Raw genomic sequence first — 24,626 nt, 5'->3', positions numbered from 1 at the left:
GGACTCTGGCGGCGCCCAGCCGCCAGATATGACAGTCGTTCTGCTGCGTTGACCAATCCTATCGTGTCGCAGGTTCCGGAAAACGCTGGCGGGTTCGGTTGGCGAATGCCACAAGCGACAGCATCACCGGCACTTCGACAAGGACACCCACAACCGTCGCCAGTGCAGCGCCGGAATGAAGGCCGAACAAGCTGATTGCAACGGCAACGGCCAGTTCGAAGAAGTTCGATGTCCCGATCATGGCACATGGCGCTGCGATCCGGTGGGGAACCTTCAGCGCATAAGCGGCGCCATAGGCAATGGCAAAAATACCGTAGCTTTGGATCAGAATGGGAACGGCGATCAGAACGATGACCGCAGGTTTCGCCAGAATGGTCTGACCTTGCAGGCCGAACAGGATAACTACAGTTGCAATCAATCCCATGACGGACCACGGTTTCACCCGCGCCGAAAAGGCTTCTATAGCGGTTTTAGAGCCTAGTTTTTGGCGAGTGATCAACCCTGCGATAAGCGGCAGCACCACATAAAGGACTGTGGCCAAAACCAAAGTCTGCCACGGCACTTCGATGTCAGTGACCCCCAGCAAAAAGGCCACGATCGGCGCAAAAGCCACGACCATGATCAGATCATTGACCGAGACCTGAACCAGCGTGTAGGTCGCGTCGCCTTTGGTCAGTTGCGACCACACAAACACCATGGCGGTGCAAGGGGCTGCACCCAGCAGGATCAGACCGGCAGTGTATTGCGCAGCATCTTCGGGCGCGATCCAGGGCGCGAAGACATAGTCAAAAAACACAACGGCCAGCAGTGCCATGGTGAAAGGTTTTATCAGCCAGTTCACCACCAGGGTCACAATCAGACCACGCGGCTGGCGGGCAACCCCGGCGACTGCGCCGAAATCGACGTTGACCATCATCGGGTAAACCATTGCCCAGATCAGCACCGCCACGACCAGGTTGACACTGGCAATCTCGGCTTTTGCCACCAGCTGCACCAGACCCGGCGCGGCCAGTCCGATCAGGACGCCACCGATCATCGCAAGCGCAACCCAGATCGTGAGATACCGTTCAAAAATGCTCATAATAGCGCCTCAGAAGTTTGATCCGTAAGTTTGCCGGACGTCAGAGCAGCGAGGCCAACCATCACGGCCGCCGTGCCCAGCACCAGGGGCAGCCCCCCGACCTGATAGGTCAGGCCAGACAAAACGGTGCCGGCCAACCGCCCTGTCGCATTGGCCATGTAGTAAAAGCCGACATCCATCGTCACACGCTCGGACCGGGTGAAGGCAAGAATCAAATAGGAATGCAGCGATGAGTTGACCCCGAAGATCACACCGAAGATCAGCAAGCCTGCGATGAGTGTCAGGGTCAGCCAGGTCTCGGGACCATCCGAAATCAACATACCCAGTGTTAGAGCCGCAGGAACACAGAACAGGATCGCCGCCCAGCTGCGTGCAGCGCGGATCAGATCACCTTCGGTTCGATCTGACGCACGAAGAATCCTTGGCGCGTTGGCTTGCACGGCTCCATAGAGGATGATCCATACCGCCATGAATGTTCCGATCACGAAGAACGCGACCCGATTACCCTCTTCTGTGCCATCTGAAAGAACAGCATAGAAATAGATCGGGATGCCGACCACGAACCAGACATCCCGCGCGCCGAACAAGAAGACACGTGCTGCAGACAACCAGTTCACATTTGCGGATTTTGAAAAAACCTCAGAGAACTTGGTATCCTTGCGCCCCTTCGGCAGGCCCGCAGGCATGAACAGCTTCAATGCGACCAGGATCACCGCCAGAACGGCGGCCATGGCAAGCACTGCCGGTATGAAGCCCAGCGTTGCAAGCATGGCGGCCCCCAACAGGAATCCCAGCCCTTTTACGGCGTTTTTGGAACCTGTCAGAATCGCAACCCATCGAAACAACTCGCCTCCTTCGGATGGAGCCAGCAACTTGACCGCCGATTTCGAAGACATCTTGGCCAGATCCTTGGCCACTCCGCTGGCCCCTTGCACAATCATGACAAATGTGACCGAAGCTGCGACGGTCCAGTTCGGGTCTAGCTGCGTCATGGCGAGCAACGTGACGATCTGCAACCCCAGCCCAGAATAGAGGGTCGAGGTCAGCCCGAACCGTGCGGCGATCCAACCGGCGGACAGGTTGGTGACAATCCCGGCGATTTCATAGAGCACAAACAGATAGGCAAGCTGCACCGGCGAGAAGCCCAGGGTGTGAAAGTGCAACAGCACCAACATCCTGAGCGCCCCGTCGGTCAGCATGAAGGCCCAATAGGCAGCCGTGACCGCGATATAGGCCGACAGTCCTTCGGGCCGATGCGTCACAACGATGCCCCGACCATCAGCGCGACATCCACCAGCCGGTGCGCATAACCCATCTCGTTGTCGTACCACGCGTAGATTTTCACCTGCGTCCCGTTCACAACCATGGTCGATGGTGCATCGACGATCGAAGAGCGTTCGTCATTGGTATAATCGGTGGACACCAGCGGGCGCGTCTCATATCCCAAAATGCCCTTCAGTTCACCCTCGGCTGCGGCTTTGAAGAAGGCGTTGACCTCTTCAACCGTGGTTTCGCGTTCAACCTCGAATACGCAATCGGTCAGCGAGGCGTTCAGCAACGGCACCCGAACCGCGTGGCCGTTCAAACGACCTTTGAGTTCCGGATAGATCAGAGTGATGGCCGTGGCCGAGCCTGTCGTCGTCGGGATCAAAGAGTTCAGGGCCGAGCGTGCGCGCCTAAGATCCTTGGCAGGCCGGTCCACAATGGTTTGCGTGTTGGTTACGTCGTGAATCGTCGTCATCGATCCATGGCGGATGCCCAGGTTTTCGTGAATGACCTTTACGACAGGCGCAAGACAGTTTGTCGTGCACGAGGCCGCCGTAACGATCCTATGCGCCGCGGGGTCGTAGGTTCCGTCATTTACACCCATGACGATATTGGCTGTCGGACCATCCTTGACCGGAGCAGAGACAACAACCTTCTTCACCCCAGCGTCAAAATACGTTGCCAGCTTCGCCTCGGTCTTGAACACGCCGGTGCAGTCGATCACCACGTCAACACCGTCCAGCGGCAACGCGCTCAGGTCTTTGGTGCCATTAAAAGGCAGGCGGGTTCCGTTAACCGAGATGCTGTCGGCATCATGGGCAAATTCTGCGTCCCAGCGCCCGTGCACCGTGTCGAATTCCAGCAGATGCGCATGCATCTCGGGATCACCGACGGCATTGTTGATCCAGGCTATCTTTGCGCCTCGTTCAAGCAGAGGTTTCAGGGCCAGTTTTCCCATCCGGCCGAGGCCGTTCAGTGCGTAGGTTGTCATTTCGTTTCCTCGAGTGAAGCGAGCCCGATTTCATCAATGGCGGATTGCAAGGCGATCCGGTCAAGGCTTTCGACCGGCAACGTTGTAAAGGCCTGAATCCGTCGCTTCAGTGCGCCATAGGCGTTTTGAAAGGCCAGGCTTTTCTCGGCGTCGGTGCCATCGGCCTTGACCGGATCTTCCATACCCCAGTGGCCACTTATCGGTTGGCTTTCCCATGCCGGACATTCCTCGTTGGCCGCCTGGTTGCAGACGGTGAAGACAAAATCCATGGCAGGCGCGTCCGGTGCCGAAAACTCGGACAGATTCTTTGACCGCAGGATCGAGGTATCGTGCCCTTTGTCGCGTAAAACCTGCACCGCAAAGGGGTTTAGATCCGAACTTGGTTGTGTCCCGGCTGAATACGCGTTGAACCGATCTCCGCCGATCTCGCTCAGCAGGGATTCGGCAAAAATAGAGCGGGCAGAGTTGCCGACACAAATGAACAGCACATTGAACTTCCGGTCAGTCATAGTCTCACTTCCCATGGTTGAAGGTAAACAAAGATCAGGTCGGCCGCGGCAGCAGTCCACAATCAGGAAATCGAGCATTTGCTGCACGTTCTTCATTTCAATCGAATAGAGCAGAGACGTCCCGGATCGTTCCTGCTTTACAAGCCCCGACCGTAGCAGCGCATTGAGGTAGTTCGACATGGTGCTGGGTTTGACACCCAGCTCTGTCGCCAGCTCGCCCGCGGGAACCCTGTCAGGAAACCGTCGCATCAACATGCGAAACACGGTGATACGCTGCGAGTGGCCAAGGATGGCAAGTTGATCGATTATCTCTTTTGTCATATTTCATGAAATATGGAATTATTGAAATTCAGTCAATTTTGAATCCGCGACGTTACAATAATTTCACAAACCAAAATTCCAATTCGACAGGTTGGTTACAGGCTGACGGCGCACAGGTTGAGATCGGTCGCCGAGCCAGGCGACACCAAACCGATTACAACCGGGCTTGCAGACGGCAGAGTGACAGTTTAAACGACCTTTCGCATCCGGTCATAACCAGATCCGTATGGCTTAAGGTGCCGCTGTAGCTCAGCTGGTAGAGCACGTCATTCGTAATGATGGGGTCGGGGGTTCGAGTCCCTTCAGCGGCACCAAAAAAACCTGATCAAACAGAGGTCGGCGTTCCAGACGCCCGCTACCCCACTAACAGGCGCGCTAAGCGCGTTTCTCTCCGATCGAGGCGACGCCCAGAACGTCCAGTACTTTCGCCTCGATATGTTCGGCATTCATGCCGGCCACAGAATACATGTCCGCAGGATTCGCTTGATCGATGAAGATATCAGGTAAAACCATCGAGCGGTACTTCAGCCCCAGATCAAATACACCTTCTTCCGCCAGTAATTGCGCGACATGGCTGCCGAATCCACCAACAGCCCCTTCTTCGATGGTAATCAAAGCTTCGTGGCTGGACGCCAGATCCAGGATAAGGTCGCGATCAAGAGGTTTGGCAAAACGAGCGTCGGCAATCGTGGGCGTTATGCCCTTGGCTGAAAGGGATTCCGCCGCCTTCTGGACCTCGGCCAGACGTGTACCAAAGGAAAGCAGAGCCACCCGCGCGCCATTCTGGAGAATGCGGCCCTTGCCGATCTCAAGAATCTCTCCACGTTCGGGCAAATCAACTCCGACGCCTTCACCGCGCGGATAGCGGAAGGCGATAGGGCCTTCGTCATGTGCGGAAGCAGTTGCCACCATATGCATCAGCTCGGCCTCATCAGCGGCAGCCATGACGACCATACCTGGAAGATTGGCCAAATAGGCAATGTCGAACGACCCTGCGTGGGTGGCGCCGTCGGCCCCGACCAACCCTGCCCGGTCGATTGCAAAACGTACGGGCAAGCGCTGAATTGCCACGTCATGTACAACCTGGTCATAGCCCCGCTGCAGGAAGGTAGAATACATAGCGCAAAACGGCTTCATTCCTCCTGCTGCAAGCGCAGCCGAAAACGTCACGCCGTGCTGCTCGGCAATCGCCACATCAAAGCAGCGCGACGGATAGCGTTCAGCGAACAGGTTCAGACCGGTACCGTCCGGCATTGCAGCGGTCACTGCGACGATCTTGTCGTCTCGCGCGGCCTCGTCCACCAGTGCCTTGCCAAATACAGATGTATAAGATGGCGCGTTTGAGGGCGCCTTCTTCTGTTCCCCAGTCACCACATCAAACTTTGCCGTGGCATGACCTTTGTCGCGTGACTGCTCGGCGGGGGCATAGCCCTTGCCTTTTTTCGTCAATACATGGATCAGGATCGGCCCGGTTGCCCGCGATTTCACAGTGCGCAGAACCGGCAGCAGCTGGTCCATGTCATGGCCATCTATCGGGCCGAGATAGGAAAACCCAAGCTCTTCAAACAGCGTGCCGCCCACCGCCAAGCCTTTTAGCATCTCCTTGGCGCGCTTGGCGCCTTCTCGGAATGGCTCAGGCAACAATGAGACAGCGCCTTTGGCAGCAGCTTTCAGATCGTGAAACGGTTCTTCGCTATAGATACGCGACAAATAGCTGGACAAGGCACCAACCGGGGGCGCGATGCTCATCTCGTTGTCGTTCAGAATGACAATCAGACGCTTTTTCAGGTGGCCTGCATTGTTCATCGCCTCAAAAGCCATGCCCGCAGACATCGAGCCATCGCCGATCACTGCAATTGCGTCACCCAACCCTTCAGGCGTTACGCCCCCCAGATCCCGTGCGACAGCAAAACCCAGGGCAGCGCTGATCGACGTGCTGGAATGCGCCGCGCCAAATGGATCATAGGGGCTCTCGCTGCGCTTGGTGAAGCCGCTGAGGCCATCCTTCATGCGCAGAGTTCGGATGCGATCACGTCGCTCGGTCAGGATTTTGTGCGGATAGCACTGATGACCCACATCCCAGATGATCTTGTCTCGGGGCGTATCAAACACAGCGTGCAACGCCGTAGTCAATTCAACGACACCCAAGCCAGCCCCCAGATGCCCGCCGGTGACGGAAACAGCCGAGATCGTTTCCGCCCGCAGCTCCTGAGCGACCTGGTGCAGTTGCGCGTCCGAGAACTGCTTGAGATCCGCAGGGCGGCTTACAAGGTCCAGCAGTGGCGTGTTTGGGCGGTCAGACATGTGGCGCGTTCCTGGCTTAGCTGTCCCGGGCAATAACGAAGCGGGCGGCTTCCTTCAAGGTTTCTGCCTTCGGACCATACCCATCCAAAGCTGTACAGGCCTGATCCACAAGCTCACCTGCGCGGGCTTTGGCAGCGGGCAGACCCAAAAGTGAAACAAAGGTGGCTTTCCCTGCCTCGGTATCCTTTTGCAAACGTTTGCCTGCCTTTTTGGCATCGCCCTCAATATCAAGGATGTCATCGGCGATCTGAAAAGCAAGGCCCAGTGCCCGGGCATATTGGCGCAACGGTTCCGGGTCTGAATGGGCCATAGTTGCTCCAACGCAGGCAGACCACTCGATCAGAGCGCCCGTCTTGCCGGCCTGAAGACGCGTGATCTCGTCCAGCGACAGCGGTTCGGCGGCGGTTTCAGCTGCAATGTCCAGCGCCTGTCCCAGCACCATCCCTTGTGCGCCGCTGGCTCTGGCCAGCGTCAGGGCAAGATCTGCACGAATGTCTGCTCCTCCCACCTCTGTATGCATGCACAGCTCGAAAGCAAGCGTGTGAAGGGCATCGCCGGCCAGAACCGCTGTCCCTTCATCCCATTCCACGTGAACAGTGGGACGACCGCGGCGCAGGTCATCGTCATCCATGCAGGGCAGGTCGTCATGCACCAAAGAATAAGCGTGCAGCGCTTCTATAGCCGTTGCAGGCCAGATCGCACGACTCTCTTCGACATCATGAAGTCGGGCACTTTCCAAAGCCAGAAACCCGCGCAATCGTTTGCCGCCTCGGGTGGCATATGCCATGGCCCGGGTCACATCGACGTCTTCAAATGCGCCTAGAACCAGATCAAACTGGCATTGAATGCTGGCTGCATCCTGCGCAAGTCTTTCGGGGAACATTCACAGACCTTCGGCGGGCGTCGTACCAGTTGGCTGACCGTTGGCATCCAGAGTGATCGCTGCGACTTTTTCTTCTGCGCGCTTCAACTCATCCTCGCACCGCTTCTTCAGCGCCGCGCCGCGTTCATAGAGCGCAATTGATTGATCCAGCGCGACGTCGCCACGTTCCAGCTGGCCAACTACGGCCTCAAGCTCTTTCATCGCCTGTTCGAATGTCATCTGGTCTACGGAGGTCTCAGTCATCGGGCTGCCTTTATCAATTCTTCCACATGGGCGCGTGTGGCCTCAGCCAGTGCGTTCAGATCATACCCGCCCTCCAGAGTCGAGACGATACGACCGCTACAGACCTCGTCGGCAATTCTGCACAGCTCTGCGGTGATCCAGGCAAAGTCATCGGTAGCCCAGTTCAGATTGGCGAGCGGGTCGTCCTGATGGGCGTCGAACCCGGCCGAAATGATGATCAGTTCCGGCCTAAAAGCCCGCAAGCGCGGAAAGGCCTTTGTTTCATAGGCGGCCCGCATCTCGGATCCGCCACTGCCTGGCGCCAGAGGGATGTTGACAACCGTATCATGAACACCCGTTTCCTCGGGCCGGCCCGATCCGGGCCACAAAGGCATCTGCTGGCTGGTTATCACCAATGCCCGTGCTTCATCCCACAACAGGTCCTGGGTTCCATTTCCATGGTGTACGTCGAAATCGACTACGGCCACACGATTCAAACCGTGATGGTCCAGCGCGTGTTTCGCCGCCAATGCTGCATTTCCAAACAGGCAAAAGCCCATTGCCGTTTCGGTTTCCGCATGGTGCCCCGGCGGGCGAACGGCACAAAACGCATTCGAGGCTTCACCGCTCAATACCAGGTCAACCGCCCGTACCACCGCACCCGCCGCGCGGTAGGCTGCGTCCACCGATCCCGGAGACAGGAACGTATCCCCGTCGATCTGTGCGAACCCATTCGAAGGGCGCGCGGATCGAATGTCTCGAATATAACTCTCTGGATGAATGCGCAGAAGATCATCATCCGCAGCCAGCGGAGCCGTCACCCGCTCCAGGTCCAGCGCTTCCAATGCATGCAAAATGTGCTCCAGCCGCGCCACACGCTCCGGGTGCCCGTCAGGCGTCACATGGCTCAGACAATCGGCATGGGTCAATAGTGCAGTCGTCATTGGGATCCCATCTTCATCTGGCTAATAATATCCTCGCCGAAGGCCGAAATAGGCCGCGTAGCGGCACCTCAATCCGGCGCAAGCATATACCCTGCGCCCCGCACAGTCTGCAAATAGCGTGGCTGCTTGGGGTCCTGTTCGATTTTGCGTCGAAGGCGCGTGATCTGCACATCCACCGCGCGCTCCTGCGCCTGGCCCTTGTCGCGACCCAGATCCTCGACCAGCTTGGCACGGCTGATCGGCTCTCCGGGCTGGGCCGAGAATATCTTCATCAACTGGCTTTCGGTTGCGGTCAGACGGACCGGGTCTTCGCCCTGCCACATCTCACCGCGTTCAATGTCATAGCGGAAGGGCCCGAGGTTCAGGATCTTCGCCGTGGTTTCTTCTGCCGGCGTTTCCGGCATCCGGCGCAGGATCGCGTTGATCCGCAACAGCAGTTCTTTCGGCTCGAACGGTTTTGCCAGGTAATCATCCGCCCCGGCCTCAAGGCCCGCGATCCGATGTTCCGTCTCACCCTTTGCGGTCAGCAGCAGGATCGGTGTCGTATGCGTTTCCCGCAAAGCACGGGTCAGACTGACACCATCCTCGCCCGGCATCATCACGTCCATGACGATCATGTCGAAATCCAACCCCGACAATACGCGCCGCGCGTGGGCCGCATCCCGTGCCGCTGTAACCAGAAACCCGTTTCGCATCAGAAACTTCTTGAGCAGATCGCGAATGCGCTCGTCATCGTCGACAATCAGCAGATGGGCATCCATATCGCTCATGAGGTCGTATCCCGAAGTTTCGTATAGGCATGACGCATATCAGCATCCATCATTGCTTCAAGCACTTTGCGAAATCCAGCCACGGCTTCGGGACCGGCATCCTTGTAGGCGGCACGCATTCTGGCCCGCTGGGCATCTGACAGCGTGGTTTCCAGCACCGTCCCCTGTTCTGTCAGAAATAGGTGGCGTTCGCGTTTGTCCACTGTCCCCACGCGGCTTTCCACCAGACCATCCTCGATCAAGGTTCGCAAAACCCTGTTTAGAGACTGCTTTGTCACGCCAAGGATGGCCAACAAGTTGTTGACCGTCGTGCCCGGCGCGCGGTTGATGAAGTGGATTGCCCGGTGGTGGGCGCGGCCATAGGCCAGTTCCGCGAGGATACGATCGGGATCAGCGGTAAAGCCGCGATAGGCGAAGAACATGGCCTCGATCCCCTGCCGCAATTGCTCATCAGTCAAAAACAACAGGCTCTCGCCCCCATAACGCGGGGTCGGGCGGATGTCGGACATATCATGCCTCATTCGTTACTCCGGGGCCGAGTTTATGTCAGCGTTATTGACATTCCAAGAGGAGAGCGGTATCGAATCGCAGTTTTTGCGCAATATTGTGTCCGTATCGGACTTAATTGACGCAATAATCGAAAACCCAACCCGGTTCAGGAGGTTTCGCATGGCGGGGTATGATGATCGTGATGGCACCATTTGGATGGATGGCAAACTGGTGCCCTGGCGTGAGGCCAACGTGCACATTCTGACCCACGCAATGCACTATGCGTCATCGGTATTCGAAGGCGAGCGCGCATACAACGGTAAGATCTTCAAAAGCCGCGACCATTCCCGGCGTCTGATCGCCTCGGCCGAGGCGCTGGATATGCCAATGCCTTATTCGGTTGATGAAATCGAAGCCGCCAAGGAAGAAGCGCTGAAGGCCAGCGGTTTGCAGGACGCGTATGTGCGGGCGCTGGTCTGGCGCGGCTCGGGTGAGGATATGGGCGTCGCGTCGGCCCGCAACCCTGTTCGCATGGCGGTCGCGGTCTGGCCCTGGGGTGCCTATTACGGCGATGCCAAGATGCAGGGTGCCAAGCTGGACATTGCTGAATGGAAACGCCCCAGCCCGGAAACCATCCCGGTTCACGCCAAGGCAGCAGGTCTCTACATGATCTGCACCATTTCCAAGCACAAGGCCGAAGCCAAAGGATGCTCGGACGCTTTGTTCATGGACTGGCGCGGATACGTGGCCGAGGCCACCGGTGCGAACGTGTTTTTCGTCAAGGATGGCGAGGTGCATACCCCGCTGGCAGACTGCTTCCTGAACGGCATCACACGCCAGACGGTGATCCAGATGCTGAAAGACAACGGCATTACCGTGCATGAACGCCGCATCAAGCCCGAAGAAATGGCTGACTTCGAACAGTGCTGGCTTACCGGCACCGCGGCCGAGGTCACGCCTGTCGGGCAGATCGGCGCATACACATTCGAGGTCGGCGACCTGACCCGCCAAATCGCCGAAGACTACGAGAAACTGGTCCGCTCGTAAGCTTTTGCGCTCTGCTTTGTCGGGGTGTGTTTGTTACCAAACGTGCATATTATTGTGCAAACCGTTCAGTCGTCTGGACGGATTGCACAGATTGCGTATCTTCAGCACATGTTGGACCTTCTCAGCGATATTCTCACCCGCCTTTCCCTGCGTGGCACATTTTATTTCCGCACGTCGTTCACGCCGCCCTTCGGAATTCAGGTGCCGGGGTTCGAAAACGTGGCCCGGTTTCATTTTGTGCAGCGTGGCGAGCTCAAGGTACATGTCTCGACCACGGGGGAAACCCTGCGGTTAAGGCAGGGGGACTTGATCCTGATACCCCACGGGGCGCCGCACGCGTTGCTCTGTGCCGAGGTAAAGCCGTTGGATGCACTGCCTCTGGAGCAGGTGCTGGAGCGTGCGGGCTACAAGGGCGAGGGCGTGCTGGTCTATGGCGGTGATGACGAGGAACGGGATACGCAGCTGATCTGCGGTCATTTCTCTTTTACCGGCCCGGCCGGCCGAAACGGCACCGGGCATATGCTGATCGACCGCCTGCCGCCCTATATCCTGATCGAGAATTATGGCGAAGAGGCCGGATCGTGGATGGAATCCACCCTGCGCATGATTGGCTCTGAGGTTTCAGGCGCAAGAATCGGTGGCGACCTGATCGCGCTGAAACTGTCCGAGGTCCTGTTTGCACAGGCGATCCGGGCCTATCTGGAACGTCAGAGCCCGCAGGATTCTGCGTTGGCAGGATTTGCTGATCTGCGTATCTCGCGGGCGTTGACCGCGTTCCACCAGGCCCCGGCCAATGACTGGAGCGTTGCGTCATTGGCACGTGTGGCGGGTATGTCGCGCACTGCCTTTGCTCAGCTTTTTGCTGAAAAGATGGGTACAACACCGATGCAGTACCTCACAGATTGGCGGATGCAGATCGCGTGCCATGGTCTGACCGAGGCACGATGGAACGTGGCAGATGCAGCCGCCGAGGTTGGGTATGCCTCTGAGGCAGCTTTCTCACGTGTGTTCAAGAAACAGGTTGGGCTATCGCCGGCTGCGTACCGGGCGATGCATTGATCCACCAAGTATTCTGAACGATCTGCATGGTATCAGAGACGATCAGGAATTCAGCGTTCACCTTCGGCGTCCTACCTTCCCTTTATCATTGATTGAGAAAAAGGAAGATCTCATGTCCCTGCGTTTCGTTACCCGCTCTGTCCATGCTTACCTCGACTACCCTGTTGCCATTGCCCTCATGACGTTGCCGTTCCTGCTGGGATTGGGTCAGTCCAACCCACTGGCCCTGTGGCTTTCCGTTGTCACCGGTGCCGCTGCGTTTGTTCTGACGGTTCTGACCGATCATCATCTTGGGATTTGGCGGGTCCTTCCCTACAAGTTTCATCTGGCCGTAGACTTGATCGTCGGCATCACCTTCCTGTTTGCCCCCAGCGTTCTGGGTTTCTCAGGGCTGGATGCGGTGTTCTACTGGCTGAATGGTGCGGCTGTCGTGCTCGTCATCTCACTCAGCGCACCCGAGCAGGAAGTCGTCGCATAAAACCGTTGCCAGCGGGTATCCCGGTTTAACAGTAACGCCTCAAAGTCTGAGCCGCCGGGATCTCTAACCGGCGGTCCTCTTTTGCAAGCAGCCAGGGTCAGGCTGGATTGATTTTCGGTGCGCTGCGTGATTCACGGCTCTCAAAACCGAGCGGTGACCTGAGCGACCTTTATTGGCTAACCGACGAGCAGATGGCGAAGCGCACCCCCTTCTTCCCGAAGTTGCACGGCAAGCCTCGGGGTGATGACAATCGGGTGTTGAGTAGAATTATCTTCATCAATCGCAATGGTTTGCGCAGGCGAGATGGCTCTGGCGAATACGGGCCTCACAAAACGCCGATCAAGTACGACAAGCGCAGATACAAATCGCATCGAGATTATGTTTGGCAGGCTCAGAGATTGGGGGCGCGTGGCGACACGCCATGGTCGTTGTCCCAAGGTCTTCATCTCAGCAATCGCACTCGCGGCAACCGTCATCTGCTGGTTATGAATACTGACCTCAGGCATTTGCCGAACGAAAACTGAGCCCGCAAGTGGTTTCCTCGCGTCATTGTGGCTGATTGTTTTTCTAGCCGCGCTGTTTTGATATCTTCACACCCCGGAAGATGGATTCGCCCCGTCACGCTGATTAAGAGCTTAACCCGACTTGAGCCTGAGCCAAGAAAAATTCCGACCGGCCCGAGCCCCGATGCGCCAACAAAGGCGGATGTGAAACTGCATTCAAATGGCACTGGGCGTTCAGGTCAGAATGGAGCAGGTTCGCGCTGAAACTACTCTTGGATATTGGCGAAATCCAGCGTGCATTCCCGGCTTGCTGGCAGCTCTGGCAGGCGTAAGATGGCAGCGATGAAAAATTCAGGAACCACGATGTCAAACAGCCTGTTTTCCCTTCCCGATCCCGTAACCATCCCTGTCGTTGGCGAGACGGCCGGTTATCCTGTCGGACGCATTTTCTGCGTCGGGCGAAACTATGCCGCGCATGCAGCAGAGATGGGAAATGAAGTGGATCGCGATGCGCCGTTCTATTTCACCAAATCCGCGCCAAACGCGATCCTATCCGGCGCAACGGTTCCGTACCCGGCGGGGACGACGAATTACCATCACGAAATGGAGCTGGCGCTGGCCATCGGAAAGGCGGTTTTTAGCGCCTCGAGTGCGCAGGCGTGGGATGCGGTTTATGCCTATGGCTGTGCGCTCGATATGACCCGCCGTGATCTGCAATTCCGCGAGCGGGACAAACAGCGGCCTTGGGACCTAGGTAAAGATGTCGAAAACGGGGCAGTCTTCGCGCCGCTGACCCCTGCGGCGGCCTGGTCACCGGACGATGACAAAAACATCCGCTTGAGTGTGAACGGCGAACTGCGCCAGGACGCTACTCTGAAAGAGCTCATCTGGAAGATCGATGAAATTGTCAGCCATCTGTCCGGTTTCTACCATTTGCGCCCCGGCGACCTGATCCTGACAGGTACACCCGCCGGCGTAGGCCCGGTTGTGGCCGGGGACATGGTAGCCGGAGAGATTGATGGGCTGGAACCGATCAAACTGACCCTGACTGACGCGGAATAGGCCCTATTTAGGGTCTTTCAGCCAGCCCCTTGCAAACTTGACCTGTTCAACGCCTGCCAGTCGGCGTATCCGATCCAGCTCGGCGTTCAGGCGTCGGCTGCGGGCGTCAGACCAACGCACCCCGCGTTCGGGCCAGAGTGCCTTGACATGCAGCAGGTCGCGATCGCGATGCGCCTTCATGTCGATCCGGCCGATCAATCGATCACCTTCAAGCAAGGGGAAGACGTAATACCCATATGTCCGCCTGACTTCGGGCACGAAAACTTCGATGCGATAGTGAAACCCAAACAGCCGCTCGGCCCGGTTTCGGTCCCGAAGCATCGGATCAAACGGGCTGAGCACTCGAATCCGTCCGGGCGGTTGCGGCAAGTCGGTTGCCCGATCTATCAAATTCGGGCGGGCAAAGGTTTTGCGCAGGCGTCCATCGGCGCAAGAGATTTCGATCTCTTCGATATTTCCTTGAGCCAACGCAGTGGCACACCAGTTTTTGGTCTCTGCAGCGCTGACCGTATCCCAGAATGCGGCGAGCTCTCCGGACGTTGCAAACCCCAACCGGTCCAGTGCCGCGTTGCACAGCCAATCCACGGTCGATTTTGCATCACACGGCATGTTACCGGGGCACAACCGGGTTTCAATCACGCGCTCGGTCAGGTCATAGCGTTTCTTAAACCCATCGCGGCCCACAACGGCCAGGGCCCCGGAACGCCACAGAAACTCCAAAGCGGTTTTTGAAGGATGCCAATCCCACCAACCGCCCGAACCTTTCTTTTCATCCTTGCCAACGTCTGACGAACACACTGGCCCGTGGTCGCGGATGTGTTGCAAGACCGTCTCGAACTGCTGTTCGAACCCATCCCGCCGCCAGTTCTTCCAACGGGCCTTCAAAAGATCCGCATCTCGCTGAAAGCGCAGATGCCAGTGCGGATAGAACGACATCGGGATCACGGCAGCATCATGTGTCCAGTGTTCGAACAGCGCTTTTTCCCTTTCATAGAGCCTTTTCAGGTTGGCGCTGCGATACGCAGGCCGTCGGGAAAACAGGATCATATCATGGGCGCGGGCAACCGTGTTGATGCTGTCGAGCTGTACGAACCCCAGCCGCTGGATGAGGTCCAGAAGCTCGGCGCCCTTGGCCGCCCCCGAGGGTTGTTCGGCCAATGCGTGACGATCCATGAAAATAGCCCGGGCCGTCCGGTTGTCGAGCCGTTTCAGGGGGGCGCTCATCGCCGTTTCAGAGTATCGCCATAGCTGATCTTGGGGGTCAGGGTGACCCGTGTCTCGATTTCAGAATCCGGATCCTTCAGGCGTTCAGAGATGATCTGTGCGGCCTGACGGCCTATATCCAGACGGCAGGCATCCATCGTCGCCAATTTGCGCGGCAGACCCTGCAAAAGCTCGACGTTGTTGAACCCGGCCAGACCGATCTGCCCCGGAATATCTACGCCCTGTTCCAGCAGGTACAACAGACCACCAGCGCCGATCATGTCGTTGGAATAATACAGGAAATCCAGTTCCGGCGAGCGTTCAAGCATGGCCTGCGTCATCTCGCGCCCTTTGGCCAGGGCAGAGCCGCCAGAATAGAACTCGCGATCTTCGATCTCGATCCCGTGTTTGCCCAGCACTTCGGTAAAACCTTCAAAGCGCTTCCGGGCGCGGTGATCCAACGGCATCTTGGTGCCCATGAAGCCAATATGCTGATACCCGGCCTTCAGGATCGCCTGCGCCATTTCACGTCCGGCCCGGCGGTGTGAAATGCCGACCATCGCGTCAACAGGTTTGCCATCGGTATCCATGATCTCGACCACGGGAATACCTGCTGAATCCAGCATGGCGCGGGCCGCGTCAGTGTGTTCAAGCCCTGCAATGATCACGCCCGAGGGTCGCCACGAAAGCATCTCGTACAGCACCTTTTCCTCTTTCTCGGGCAGATAATCCGTCACGCCAACCACAGGCTGCAACTCGGTATCTTCGAGCACCTGATTGATGCCGGTCATCACCTCGGGGAACACCATGTTCGAAAGCGAAGGGATGATCACCGCGACAAGGTTGACCCGGCTGGATGCCAGCGCGCCCGCGATCTTGTTGGGGACGTATCCCAGATCTTTGGCGGCGGCCAGAACGCGGGTGCGGGTGGCGTCGGACACATCCCCCCTGTTACGCAGAACCCGGCTCACCGTCATCTCTGAGACACCGGAAGCCTCGGACACATCACGAAGGGTAAGCGGGCGTTTGGTTTCACTGTTCACGGGAGGCACCTGCGTTGTTGTTTTGCCCGATGGTAGCGTGAACACGTCGGTGTGTACAACAATTGTGCAAAGGCGATGACAACCCGGAAAATCCCAGTTACAGAAGGCAAAACGCGGCCCCGTGGCTCAACTGGATAGAGCAGCCCCCTCCTAAGGGGCAGGTTGCAGGTTCGAATCCTGCCGGGGTCGCCATACTTAAATGATAACACGTTGAATTAAAACGGGTAATCACCATTCTTGGCGGATTTACCCCGCGCTTTTGCCCACTATTGTCAATTAACTGGCGCAAAAAGCTCGCAATTTAGATTCGTTACCTGACGTTTGGAGTTTTTTTTCTTGCAAGCGCACGTTTTCGAGCGTTCAGACTCAAGAAAAGCTGAGTTGCCTGTTTTTGGCTAGGCTCAGGACCCGTTGATTTTCTCTTAGCCTCGTGATTCACGGTTCGAAAACGAGCGGTGAACATGTCTGATCTTTTCTGGCTGACCGATGCGCAGATGGCACGTCTTGAACCTTTCTTTCCCAAGTCTCATGGCAAGCGAAGCGTTGATACAAATCGCATCGAGATTATGTTTGGCAGGCTCGGGGATTAGGGGCGCGTGGCGACACGCTATGACCGTTGTCCCAAGGTCTTCATCTCAGCAATCGCACTCGCGGCAATCGCCATCTGCTGGTTATGAATACTGACCCTAAGACTGTTTCGGAGAGCATAGGTGCATGGCCTTCCCCAAAGGCCAGAAGACCTTAATCAGAGCCACATATCAGGCTCGCCATATATTCCGATGCGCGGGCCGGACCGTCAGGTTAGGCGTGAGACAACCGGCCTCAGGCCAGGCCTAACCCAAACCCGAGTCTGGCCGCCCCGTCTGAGATACCCTCTAAAATCTCCGGCGGGGTCCCTGCACAAGATACTGATGTGCGCGACCAACGTCAGGTTTTGGGGTCTTTCAGCTCATTCAATAGATCCAGCAACAGTTCGTGTTTTTCCGGCCCCAGCTGGGAACGAATGCGTTCCGCCTGCGCCATGCTGGCGGATAGATTGGCGTGAATGATCTGAACACCGCGCTCACTGATCTCGACAATCTGGCGGCGACGGTCCGCGGGATGGCATCGTCGGGAGATCAGGCCGCGGTGTTCCAATTTTTGCAATATACGCGTCAGGCTTGGCAATAGCAGACAGGCGCGTTCGGCAATATGCGTCGGTTCCTGCGGGCCTTCTTCGTTCAAAACCCGCAACACGCGCCACTGCTGTTCCGTGACACCGGCGTCGGCCAGCATTGCTCGTATGGGTCCCATAACCTTTTCCCGCGCCCGCAAAAGCGCAATAGGCAAAGATCGCGACGTCAGTGGGAGGTCGTCGGTCATAAAAAAAATTATCACCGAAATCCGTGATTTACGCAAGGGAACCCTTGGTTTCCAATTGAAACACAAAAACCCCTGAACCGTAGAAAACCATGAGAGATGCACTAACCCCACCTTCAATCTCATGGCGCACAGCCGCATTCAGACTGGACAATTCGGCACCGCAGAAGAAGATGTGGAAACGTCCAATTCCACGGTCACCGTGCACCGAAGGCTTTGCATAAAGGGATACAGCATGACTGCGCCACGAAACTCATTCAAACAGGCTCTATTACAGGGAAAAATGCAGATTGGTTGCTGGATGAGCTTTGCTGAATCCATCACGGCCGAGATAATGGGAACGGCAGGTTTCGATTGGCTGGTGATCGATGGAGAGCATGCCCCAAACGACATCCGGTCAATCCGGGACCAGCTCTTGGCCCTTGCAGCAAGCGACTCTCATGCGGTTGTGAGGGTCCCCGTGGGTGAGACCTGGCTGATCAAGATGGTTCTGGATGCGGGTGCTCAGACCGTGCTGGTTCCGATAGTGGAAAGCGCCGAGCAGGCGCGAGAGCTGGTCCGGGCCTGTCGCTATCCCCCTGCCGGTGTCCGCGGTGTGGGCGCGATGGCATCGCGGGCGACGATTTACGGATCGGTCGGAAACTACATTCAGACCGCAGATCAGGAGATTTGCTTGTTGTTACAGGTTGAAACCCGCGCCGGAATGGCTGCTCTGGACGAAATTCTGGAAGTTGACGGCGTGGATGGCGTATTCATCGGACCTGCCGATCTGTCGACTGATATGGGCCATCAGGGCAACAGTGCGGCGCCCGAGGTGCGAGAGGTTATCGGCGATGCACTGACCCGGATCAAAGCCGCAGGCAAAGCGCCTGGCATTTTGGCGACAAATGACGAGGCCCGGCAGGCATATCTGGATATGGGCGCACAGTTTTTGGCAGTTGGCATTGATGTGATGCTGCTGGCGCAAACGGCACGTGATCTCGCCGCGCGATGGAAAGCCGGCTAACCGTTCAACGGTACATGGCCGCTGCGGCCTGGGCGTATCCGCCCGAGGCACCATCGACGAAATGCACATGATCGTCCCGTGTGGCCGACGGGACGAAACACGTCATCATCGCCTCGTCCTGCACGTGCAAACCGTATCGGATTTTGCCGCGCCCGCACGCTTCTTCCAGCATTTGTTCGATCTGTCGCAAAGTGGCCGTATCACAATCCAATGTCATCTTCAGACCGTCATCAAACTTGCGGAAATCGGCATTGCTGCTGACCATAATCCTGTAGTGTTCGGGCTCAAACTGTCCCAGCTTTTTACCGGTCTTGAAGAGTATCGCGATCAGCAGGTTCTGAACCAGAAGAACGAGCTTGTGCAAAATCAAATTCCGCCCGTTGCGCGAAACATGCGCATCAATGTCAAGGCCAGGAGGCGGCCACCTCATGGGTGGACCATTCTCCGGCACCGGATGTCCGGCACGCTCCAGCTCTTCTGACGCGGACAGAACCGATTGCGCAAGATCGGCAAAATCACGTTCAGTTGCTGACGCGGTGGGTTCAATGACCAGTGAAACGATCTGACCGTGCCGCGCCGGGCTGTTGGACCATCTACACGACAAGCCTGTCAGGTTCGGCTGCGCACCTGGTTCGGCAGGCGCGATCATATGACGACACGCTTTCATCTCTGCCTCGGCCCAGGCCAATCCCCCGCCAGAAAACATGGCATAATCCACGCCGGAGGACGGAGCAAAACGGGCGACACGCAAGTCCCTGCCTGCTTTTCGGATTTCTGCCACCGACACCAGCGCCGCACGCAACGGCATGGAAAACTCCTCTTCCGCCCAGCGCCGCAAGGCTGAAAGAGTATCCCGAGCTGCTTCAACTTCGCCGGGAGGAATCGCAAACGCCGCTCCGTCGCCGCCAAAGACATAGGGAAACAGCTTGCCGTCCATCGCGTTAATCATCGCCGAGATCACGGCGGCCCCAACGGTGTTAACGGTTTTGTATCGCCCTCGCGCTATTTCCCCGGTTGAATCGACAATATCGGCGACCCCCAGAAACCAGTCGTCGGGCACCGGAGAAAACTTCGCCGGGTCTGCCAGACGGGTGAAATCCCGCAACAGGGGCAGGTTTTCATAAAATGCAGAATGGAGGTCTTTCATTTTCCCCCTCGAAATCAAACTTCCGGCAAAGATAGCCGGAATGCGGCCCAAGTCCTGTTACTGAAACATAGTACACATGCTTGTGCGTTGCATCATTGCGTGCCAAGCATTCCCTTCGGATGAGCGGAAAAGAGGCGGGCTATGCAGGCGGGTTTGGTAGTTTTGTGCCTGGGCTATGTGCTCAGCCAGTTTTTCCGTGCATTTCTGGCTGTGCTCAGTCTGGATCTTGAACGCGACATCGGCGCCACACCCGAAGATCTGGCCTTTGCGTCGGGCCTTTGGTTTCTGGTGTTCGCAGCAATGCAAATTCCAGTTGGCTGGGCGCTGGACAAGGTCGGTCCGCGGCTGACCGCAGCCGCGCTTCTTCTGGTTGGTGGTGCAGGAGGATCCGCGATTTTTGCGGTCGCGACCTCACCTTTGCATGTCAGCGTTGCCATGGGCCTGATCGGCGTCGGATGCTCTCCGGTTCTGATGGCATCTTATTTCATCTTTGCCCACGAATATCCTCCGGCCCGGTTCGCGACGCTGGCCGCCGTCATGCTGGGTGTCGGCTCGGTAGGCAATCTTGTGGCCTCCTATCCGACTGCGCTTGCTGTTGAATGGATCGGATGGCGCGCAACGATGGTTGGGCTGGCCGCGATATCTGCTGCGATTGCTTTGGGTATTTGGCTGAGCGTACGCGATCCCGCGAAGGTTGGAACGGAACACAAGGGTACGCTGCTGGACCTGTTGAAAGAACCTGCGCTGTGGCTGATCATGCCTTTGATGCTAGTGGCATATGCGCCCTCTGCCGCCCTGCGCGGGCTGTGGGCTGGGCCGTATCTGAACGATGTCTTCGGGCTCAGCACTACACAGATCGGCACCGCGACACTGGTTATGGGGTCTGCGATGATTGTCGGTACCTTTGTCTACGGGCCGCTGGATCGCGTTTTTGGCACCAGGAAGTGGGTTATCTTAGCAGGCAACGTGCTGGGTGCAGTGGCACTGACCCTGCTTTGCGTGTGGATTGACTATGCCACATGGCTGTCCGTTCTGCTGTTGGCCGTCATCGGTTTTGCCGGGGCCAGCTTTCCGGTCATCATGGCCCATGGACGGGCCTTCGTCCCGCCACATCTGGTGGGTCGTGGTGTGACCTTGTTGAATCTCTTCGGAATCGGAGGTGTCGGCATTGCCCAATTTGTCACCGGGCGCGTTCATGCCGCCACCGCCGAGAACGGGACAACCGCGCCTTACACAGCAATTTTCGCGTTTTTTGCCGTAACCCTTGCCATCGGTTGCGTGATTTATCTATTCAGCCGGGATAGTGTGGATTAAAGCAATTGCGGAGCAAGCCGTGCAGGAAATCGAGGTTATAGCGCCGAACCTGAAACACAGCCTCTCCGGTGTCACAACAACCGTCATCCGCCTGTTGCCGATCCAGAAGCATATGATCGGGATCGTTGCCACAGGACCCGGCCTGCCGGATGATCTGCCCCACATACGATTGATCAAAGTTCCATTCCTTTCGAACAGGACGCCCCGGGTGTGGCATGCGCGGCGCAATACCGAAATGCTGATGGGCCTGTTTTTGAAACATGTGCTGCAGCGTAATCTGAAACTGCTGTTTACATCGGCTGCGCAGCGAAATCACTCTGGGTTCACGAAATGGCTGATCTCGAAGATGGACGCCCTGATCGCCACAACTCCGGAAGCGGCATCGTTTCTTGAACATCCCGCGACTGTCATAATGCATGGTGTTAATACCGAACTGTTTAACCCGGCCGAGGACAAATCGCTGCTGCGAAAGAAACTGGGGCTGCCTGATGGGACTTTGATCGGGTGTTTCGGGCGTATTCGACCTCAGAAGGGTGTCGACCTCTTGGTGGATGCGGCGATTGAGGTTCTGCCAAACCATCCCGACGCCAGCATAGTCTGTACCGGGCGCGCTACCAAAGAATTTGAATCGTTCCAACAGGAACAGGAAGCCAAGCTCAACGCTGCCGGGCTATCGGAACGGGTGCACTTCCTGGGCGAACGTCCTTGGGAGGAAATCGTTCAAACCTACCGCGCCCTTGACCTGTTTGTGGCCCCGGCCCGTCACGAAGGGTTCGGCCTCACACCGCTTGAGGCGATGGCCTCCGGCGTGCCTGCAATCGCCTGCCGCGGGGTTGGGGCGTTCAGCGCCCAGATCGAGGACGGGGAGACAGGCCGCTTGATCGAAAAGGATAACGCCGGGGCACTGGCCGAAGCACTGGAACAGATGTTGAGTGATCCGGACAAGCTTGTGCAATCCGGTCAGGCCGCAAGACAGCGTGTAGAGCAGCATTTTCGAATCGAAGGCGAAGCGGAAGCCATCGTGCGTGTCTATCGTTCATTGCTGAACACAGGTGAAAACGCGCATCAGGGTTAAAATCGACGTCAATTCGGCCAATTCTCCCGTGATAGCCCTTTTTTCTTCGCTGCAACGCGGCTATGAACGCGCGTCCTTAACATTGGAGACATGAAATGGGCTATCGCGTCGTTGTCGCCGGCGCCACGGGTAACGTGGGCCGCGAAATGCTGAACATCCTGGCGGAACGCCAGTTCCCGGTCGATGAACTTGCCGCTCTGGCAAGCCGTCGTTCGCTGGGGACCGAGGTGAGCTTTGGCGACAAGACACTGACGACCCAGGACATCGACACCTTCGACTTCACCGGCTGGGACATGGCACTGTTCGCCATCGGCTCGGACGCAACCAAGACCTACGCCCCCAAGGCGGCTGCGGCTGGCTGTGTGGTGATCGATAACTCGTCGCTGTATCGCTATGACCCGGCCATTCCGCTGATCGTGCCGGAATGTAACCCCGAGGCGATCCACGACTACAAGAACAAGAATATCATCGCCAACCCGAACTGCTCGACTGCGCAGATGGTGGTGGCGCTCAAGCCGCTGCATGACCGCGCCAAGATCAAGCGCGTGATCGTGTCGACCTATCAGTCGGTGTCTGGCGCCGGTAAAGAAGGCATGGACGAGCTTTGGGATCAGACCAAGGCGATTTACAATCCGACGACGGACGTGCCGCCGAAGAAATTCCAGAAGCAGATCGCCTTCAACGTCATCCCGCAGATCGACGTCTTCATGGAAGACGGCTCGACCAAGGAAGAGTGGAAGATGGTTGTGGAAACCAAAAAGATCGTCGACCCGTCGATCAAGGTCACGGCCACCTGCGTCCGCGTTCCCGTTTTTGTCGGCCATTCCGAGGCCGTGAACATCGAATTCGAAGAGTTCCTGGACGAAGACGAAGCCCGCGACATCCTGCGCGAAGCACCGGGTATCATGGTGATCGACAAACGCGAAGCGGGTGGCTACGTCACACCGATCGAATGCGCGGGCGATTTCGCCACGTTCATCAGCCGTATCCGCCAGGATTCGACCATCGAAAACGGTCTGAACCTGTGGTGCGTCAGCGACAACCTGCGCAAGGGCGCCGCCCTGAACGCCGTGCAGATCGCGGAACTTTTGGGCCGCGAGGTCCTGAAAAAGGGCTGACATACCGATTTTCGCCCAAGGTTGAAAACCAGGAAACCCGCTGATTGTTCAGCGGGTTTTTTGATTATTTGTCAGTGCCAAGTTTGCGGGAGAAACTTGGCATTCGCCAATGCGCAGTATTGGAAGGCAATTTGAACGACCGCCGTGCGAATTTAACGGTCGTTTATCCAATGGCTCATGCTCTTGAGAACGCGTTGATGGAACTCGCCGAATGCATTCTCAACTGCAGGCCCTTGGACCCATTCCAAATCCAAATTCAGTGCTCCTACAGGTACGATTTCCCGCGCAACTTCGGGCGGGGTGGTTTCGTCAGTCGTTCCGTTCTTCCAATCGTGAAAGGCTGATGAGTATCGAACGACGGCTTTGCTGGCCGGCAAATCGAGCAACCCGCCCTCTGCAAAGAACGTCAAGCCATCGCCCATCTCCTCCCCAATGAGTTTGAGCCTGTTTCCCAATCGATGTTTGAGGATGGCTACAAACACGATCGCTGCGGAAAACGTGAATTTATCGACAAGCACGACAACCTGCTTGTTTGCGCTTTCCGAGATCGCGTCGATCAAGGGCATCGTTAGAAGAAAGTCGCCCCCCGTGTTTCCGCGAACGTCAATCAAGAGCGGTTTGTTCGAACAGGCGCGCACGCGTTCCACTGCGGCTGAAATGGCTGCAAGCAGCGCACTTTCGTTTGAATCAAAGAAGCTTGGTAACGCTATTGATAGCCCAAGGTCTTGCCAGTCCTTTATCTCCACAAAAGCCTCGGGCTGCCAGGTTGGATCATCCTTGCCGTGCTCGTTTCTCGGGTATAGCACAGATCCAGGAACGGTATGTTCATTGGCCACTTTCAGATTCGTTATCTGTCCATTTTCGTCCCGCAGACGATACTCGGTCGTTCCGCCGCTTGACGAAAAACCCAAACGTGCCAAAGCGTACGGCCAAGCCAAAAAAATCGGTCCGATAACCCGTTTCCTTTGTCGCCTTCCCGCTAGAAACTGCTCAGCGGTGGCTTCAATATGGCTCAAATCTGCGCCATTGACCGCTATCAGCTCTCCTCGTGGTGCAGTTATCTCTGGTACCGCGCCGATGAATTGCACGGAACACCCTACGCTCACGAACCTCAGCGGCAGCACCTCGATCGCATCGTTCGGGATCAGCCGTGTGTGCCCATTATCGGGAAGTGCCAATAGACGCATCGCTGACATCAGGAAGGCTTCGATGGATCCCTCCAAGGCATATCGCCTGGTTTCACCAATACAGCTGTCTATCACGGCCTTTTCGATCTTCCCAAAGCTGGGATCGGTTGGCAGCACAGTTTCCAAAATTTGTTTCAGGTCTTCCGCGAGTGACATGTCTCACGGTGTGCATAGCCGCTCGTCAATGTCCAGATTGGGCCCACAGAGGACTTTCAACAACTAAAACGGATTCGCTCTCTTTCTTG

Annotated in this window: 23 protein-coding genes, 2 tRNA genes and 3 pseudogenes; 13 read left to right on the top strand and 15 right to left on the bottom strand. The window is 57.0% G+C overall.

The window, feature by feature from the left end; translation table 11 throughout:
* Nucleotides 1-58: 58 nt before the first annotated feature.
* The 4 genes from arsB to D1823_RS15260 are packed head-to-tail and all read right to left on the bottom strand — an operon-like array spanning nt 59 to nt 4,168.
* A complete protein-coding gene (gene arsB / locus D1823_RS15275) occupies nt 59-1,081 on the bottom strand; it encodes an ACR3 family arsenite efflux transporter (protein WP_117871444.1) in 1,023 nt (340 codons plus the stop codon).
* Complete coding sequence (arsJ, locus tag D1823_RS15270; RefSeq protein WP_117871442.1) at nt 1,078-2,343, bottom strand: organoarsenical effux MFS transporter ArsJ; 1,266 nt, start codon at nt 2,341-2,343, stop codon at nt 1,078-1,080. Before arsJ ends, arsB begins: the two co-directional genes overlap by 4 nt.
* Nucleotides 2,340-3,338, bottom strand: coding sequence for an ArsJ-associated glyceraldehyde-3-phosphate dehydrogenase (locus D1823_RS15265; protein ID WP_117871440.1), 999 nt, complete (start codon nt 3,336-3,338; stop codon nt 2,340-2,342). The genes arsJ and D1823_RS15265 overlap by 4 nt, the downstream gene beginning before the upstream one ends.
* Entirely contained in the window at nt 3,335-4,168 is an 834-nt protein-coding gene (locus tag D1823_RS15260) for a MarR family transcriptional regulator (protein WP_117871438.1), read from the bottom strand. The genes D1823_RS15265 and D1823_RS15260 overlap by 4 nt, the downstream gene beginning before the upstream one ends.
* Before the next feature lie 238 nt (nt 4,169-4,406).
* Here D1823_RS15260 and D1823_RS15255 point away from each other — a divergent pair.
* Nucleotides 4,407-4,482 (top strand) — tRNA-Thr (locus D1823_RS15255).
* 61 nt (nt 4,483-4,543) lie between these two features.
* Here D1823_RS15255 and dxs read toward each other — a convergent pair.
* The 6 genes from dxs to D1823_RS15225 all read right to left on the bottom strand — a co-directional run bounded on the left by dxs (nt 4,544) and on the right by D1823_RS15225 (nt 9,800).
* On the bottom strand, nt 4,544-6,472 hold the full coding sequence (dxs, locus tag D1823_RS15250) for a 1-deoxy-D-xylulose-5-phosphate synthase (protein WP_117871436.1): 1,929 nt from the start codon (nt 6,470-6,472) through the stop codon (nt 4,544-4,546).
* 16 nt (nt 6,473-6,488) lie between these two features.
* Nucleotides 6,489-7,355: a polyprenyl synthetase family protein gene (locus D1823_RS15245; protein ID WP_117871434.1), complete on the bottom strand. Its 867-nt coding sequence runs from the start codon at nt 7,353-7,355 to the stop codon at nt 6,489-6,491.
* Nucleotides 7,356-7,598, bottom strand: coding sequence for an exodeoxyribonuclease VII small subunit (locus D1823_RS15240; protein ID WP_117871432.1), 243 nt, complete (start codon nt 7,596-7,598; stop codon nt 7,356-7,358).
* Nucleotides 7,595-8,521, bottom strand: a complete 927-nt coding sequence (locus tag D1823_RS15235) for a histone deacetylase family protein (RefSeq protein ID WP_117871430.1) — start codon at nt 8,519-8,521, stop codon at nt 7,595-7,597. Before D1823_RS15235 ends, D1823_RS15240 begins: the two co-directional genes overlap by 4 nt.
* 68 nt (nt 8,522-8,589) lie before the next feature.
* The gene (locus tag D1823_RS15230; RefSeq protein ID WP_117871428.1) at nt 8,590-9,291 is read right to left on the bottom strand and encodes a response regulator; all 702 of its coding nucleotides are present in this window, start codon (nt 9,289-9,291) and stop codon (nt 8,590-8,592) included.
* Nucleotides 9,288-9,800, bottom strand: coding sequence for a MarR family winged helix-turn-helix transcriptional regulator (locus tag D1823_RS15225; protein WP_117871426.1), 513 nt, complete (start codon nt 9,798-9,800; stop codon nt 9,288-9,290). Before D1823_RS15225 ends, D1823_RS15230 begins: the two co-directional genes overlap by 4 nt.
* Nucleotides 9,801-9,960: 160 nt before the next feature.
* Here D1823_RS15225 and D1823_RS15220 point away from each other — a divergent pair, with 160 nt between their 5' ends.
* The 5 genes and pseudogenes from D1823_RS15220 to D1823_RS15200 all read left to right on the top strand — a co-directional run bounded on the left by D1823_RS15220 (nt 9,961) and on the right by D1823_RS15200 (nt 13,929).
* A complete protein-coding gene (locus D1823_RS15220) occupies nt 9,961-10,827 on the top strand; it encodes a branched-chain amino acid aminotransferase (RefSeq protein WP_117871424.1) in 867 nt (288 codons plus the stop codon).
* Between the two features lie 108 nt (nt 10,828-10,935).
* Nucleotides 10,936-11,886, top strand: a complete 951-nt coding sequence (locus tag D1823_RS15215) for an AraC family transcriptional regulator (protein WP_117871423.1) — start codon at nt 10,936-10,938, stop codon at nt 11,884-11,886.
* Between the two features lie 112 nt (nt 11,887-11,998).
* The gene (locus tag D1823_RS15210; RefSeq protein ID WP_117872928.1) at nt 11,999-12,364 is read left to right on the top strand and encodes a hypothetical protein; all 366 of its coding nucleotides are present in this window, start codon (nt 11,999-12,001) and stop codon (nt 12,362-12,364) included.
* 158 nt (nt 12,365-12,522) lie between these two features.
* Nucleotides 12,523-12,853 (top strand): annotated as a pseudogene (locus D1823_RS15205) (hypothetical protein).
* Between the two features lie 377 nt (nt 12,854-13,230).
* Entirely contained in the window at nt 13,231-13,929 is a 699-nt protein-coding gene (locus D1823_RS15200; RefSeq protein ID WP_117872927.1) for a fumarylacetoacetate hydrolase family protein, read from the top strand.
* A 3-nt stretch (nt 13,930-13,932) separates the two neighbouring features.
* Here the strand turns inward: D1823_RS15200 and D1823_RS15195 are convergent, their stop codons facing one another.
* Nucleotides 13,933-15,153, bottom strand: a complete 1,221-nt coding sequence (locus D1823_RS15195; protein ID WP_117871421.1) for a winged helix-turn-helix domain-containing protein — start codon at nt 15,151-15,153, stop codon at nt 13,933-13,935.
* Nucleotides 15,150-16,175 (bottom strand): LacI family DNA-binding transcriptional regulator, encoded by a 1,026-nt coding sequence (locus tag D1823_RS15190; RefSeq protein ID WP_117871419.1) that lies wholly within the window; start codon nt 16,173-16,175, stop codon nt 15,150-15,152. Before D1823_RS15190 ends, D1823_RS15195 begins: the two co-directional genes overlap by 4 nt.
* Before the next feature lie 115 nt (nt 16,176-16,290).
* Here D1823_RS15190 and D1823_RS15185 point away from each other — a divergent pair.
* From D1823_RS15185 to D1823_RS22020, 3 genes and pseudogenes are all read left to right on the top strand, one after another.
* Nucleotides 16,291-16,367 (top strand) — tRNA-Arg (locus D1823_RS15185).
* A gap of 269 nt (nt 16,368-16,636) precedes the next feature.
* A pseudogene (locus D1823_RS22320) lies at nt 16,637-16,735 on the top strand (IS5/IS1182 family transposase); the annotation flags it as partial.
* A pseudogene (locus D1823_RS22020) lies at nt 16,727-16,852 on the top strand (IS5/IS1182 family transposase); the annotation flags it as partial. The pseudogenes D1823_RS22320 and D1823_RS22020, both read left to right, overlap by 9 nt.
* Nucleotides 16,853-17,102: 250 nt before the next feature.
* Here D1823_RS22020 and hpaR read toward each other — a convergent pair.
* Entirely contained in the window at nt 17,103-17,537 is a 435-nt protein-coding gene (gene hpaR, locus D1823_RS15175; RefSeq protein WP_117872926.1) for a homoprotocatechuate degradation operon regulator HpaR, read from the bottom strand.
* Between the two features lie 232 nt (nt 17,538-17,769).
* Here hpaR and D1823_RS15170 point away from each other — a divergent pair, with 232 nt between their 5' ends.
* Nucleotides 17,770-18,540: an aldolase/citrate lyase family protein gene (locus D1823_RS15170; RefSeq protein WP_117872925.1), complete on the top strand. Its 771-nt coding sequence runs from the start codon at nt 17,770-17,772 to the stop codon at nt 18,538-18,540.
* 4 nt (nt 18,541-18,544) lie between these two features.
* Here D1823_RS15170 and D1823_RS15165 read toward each other — a convergent pair whose 3' ends face one another.
* Entirely contained in the window at nt 18,545-19,687 is a 1,143-nt protein-coding gene (locus tag D1823_RS15165) for a DUF3095 domain-containing protein (RefSeq protein ID WP_117871417.1), read from the bottom strand.
* Between the two features lie 141 nt (nt 19,688-19,828).
* Here D1823_RS15165 and D1823_RS15160 point away from each other — a divergent pair, with 141 nt between their 5' ends.
* The 3 genes from D1823_RS15160 (at nt 19,829) to D1823_RS15150 (ending at nt 23,194) form a co-directional block, all read left to right on the top strand.
* A complete protein-coding gene (locus tag D1823_RS15160; protein WP_117871415.1) occupies nt 19,829-21,001 on the top strand; it encodes an MFS transporter in 1,173 nt (390 codons plus the stop codon).
* A gap of 19 nt (nt 21,002-21,020) precedes the next feature.
* Nucleotides 21,021-22,076 (top strand): glycosyltransferase family 4 protein, encoded by a 1,056-nt coding sequence (locus tag D1823_RS15155; RefSeq protein WP_117871413.1) that lies wholly within the window; start codon nt 21,021-21,023, stop codon nt 22,074-22,076.
* A gap of 95 nt (nt 22,077-22,171) precedes the next feature.
* Nucleotides 22,172-23,194: an aspartate-semialdehyde dehydrogenase gene (locus tag D1823_RS15150; protein ID WP_117871411.1), complete on the top strand. Its 1,023-nt coding sequence runs from the start codon at nt 22,172-22,174 to the stop codon at nt 23,192-23,194.
* Between the two features lie 152 nt (nt 23,195-23,346).
* Here the strand turns inward: D1823_RS15150 and D1823_RS15145 are convergent, their stop codons facing one another.
* Complete coding sequence (locus D1823_RS15145; protein ID WP_254683745.1) at nt 23,347-24,417, bottom strand: peptidase S41; 1,071 nt, start codon at nt 24,415-24,417, stop codon at nt 23,347-23,349.
* Nucleotides 24,418-24,626 lie beyond the last annotated feature (209 nt).

Origin of the sequence: Ruegeria sp. AD91A (assembly GCF_003443535.1) — a bacterium.
Taxonomy (GTDB): Bacteria; Pseudomonadota; Alphaproteobacteria; order Rhodobacterales; family Rhodobacteraceae; genus Ruegeria.
This window is presented reverse-complemented; position numbering and strand designations above follow the sequence as displayed.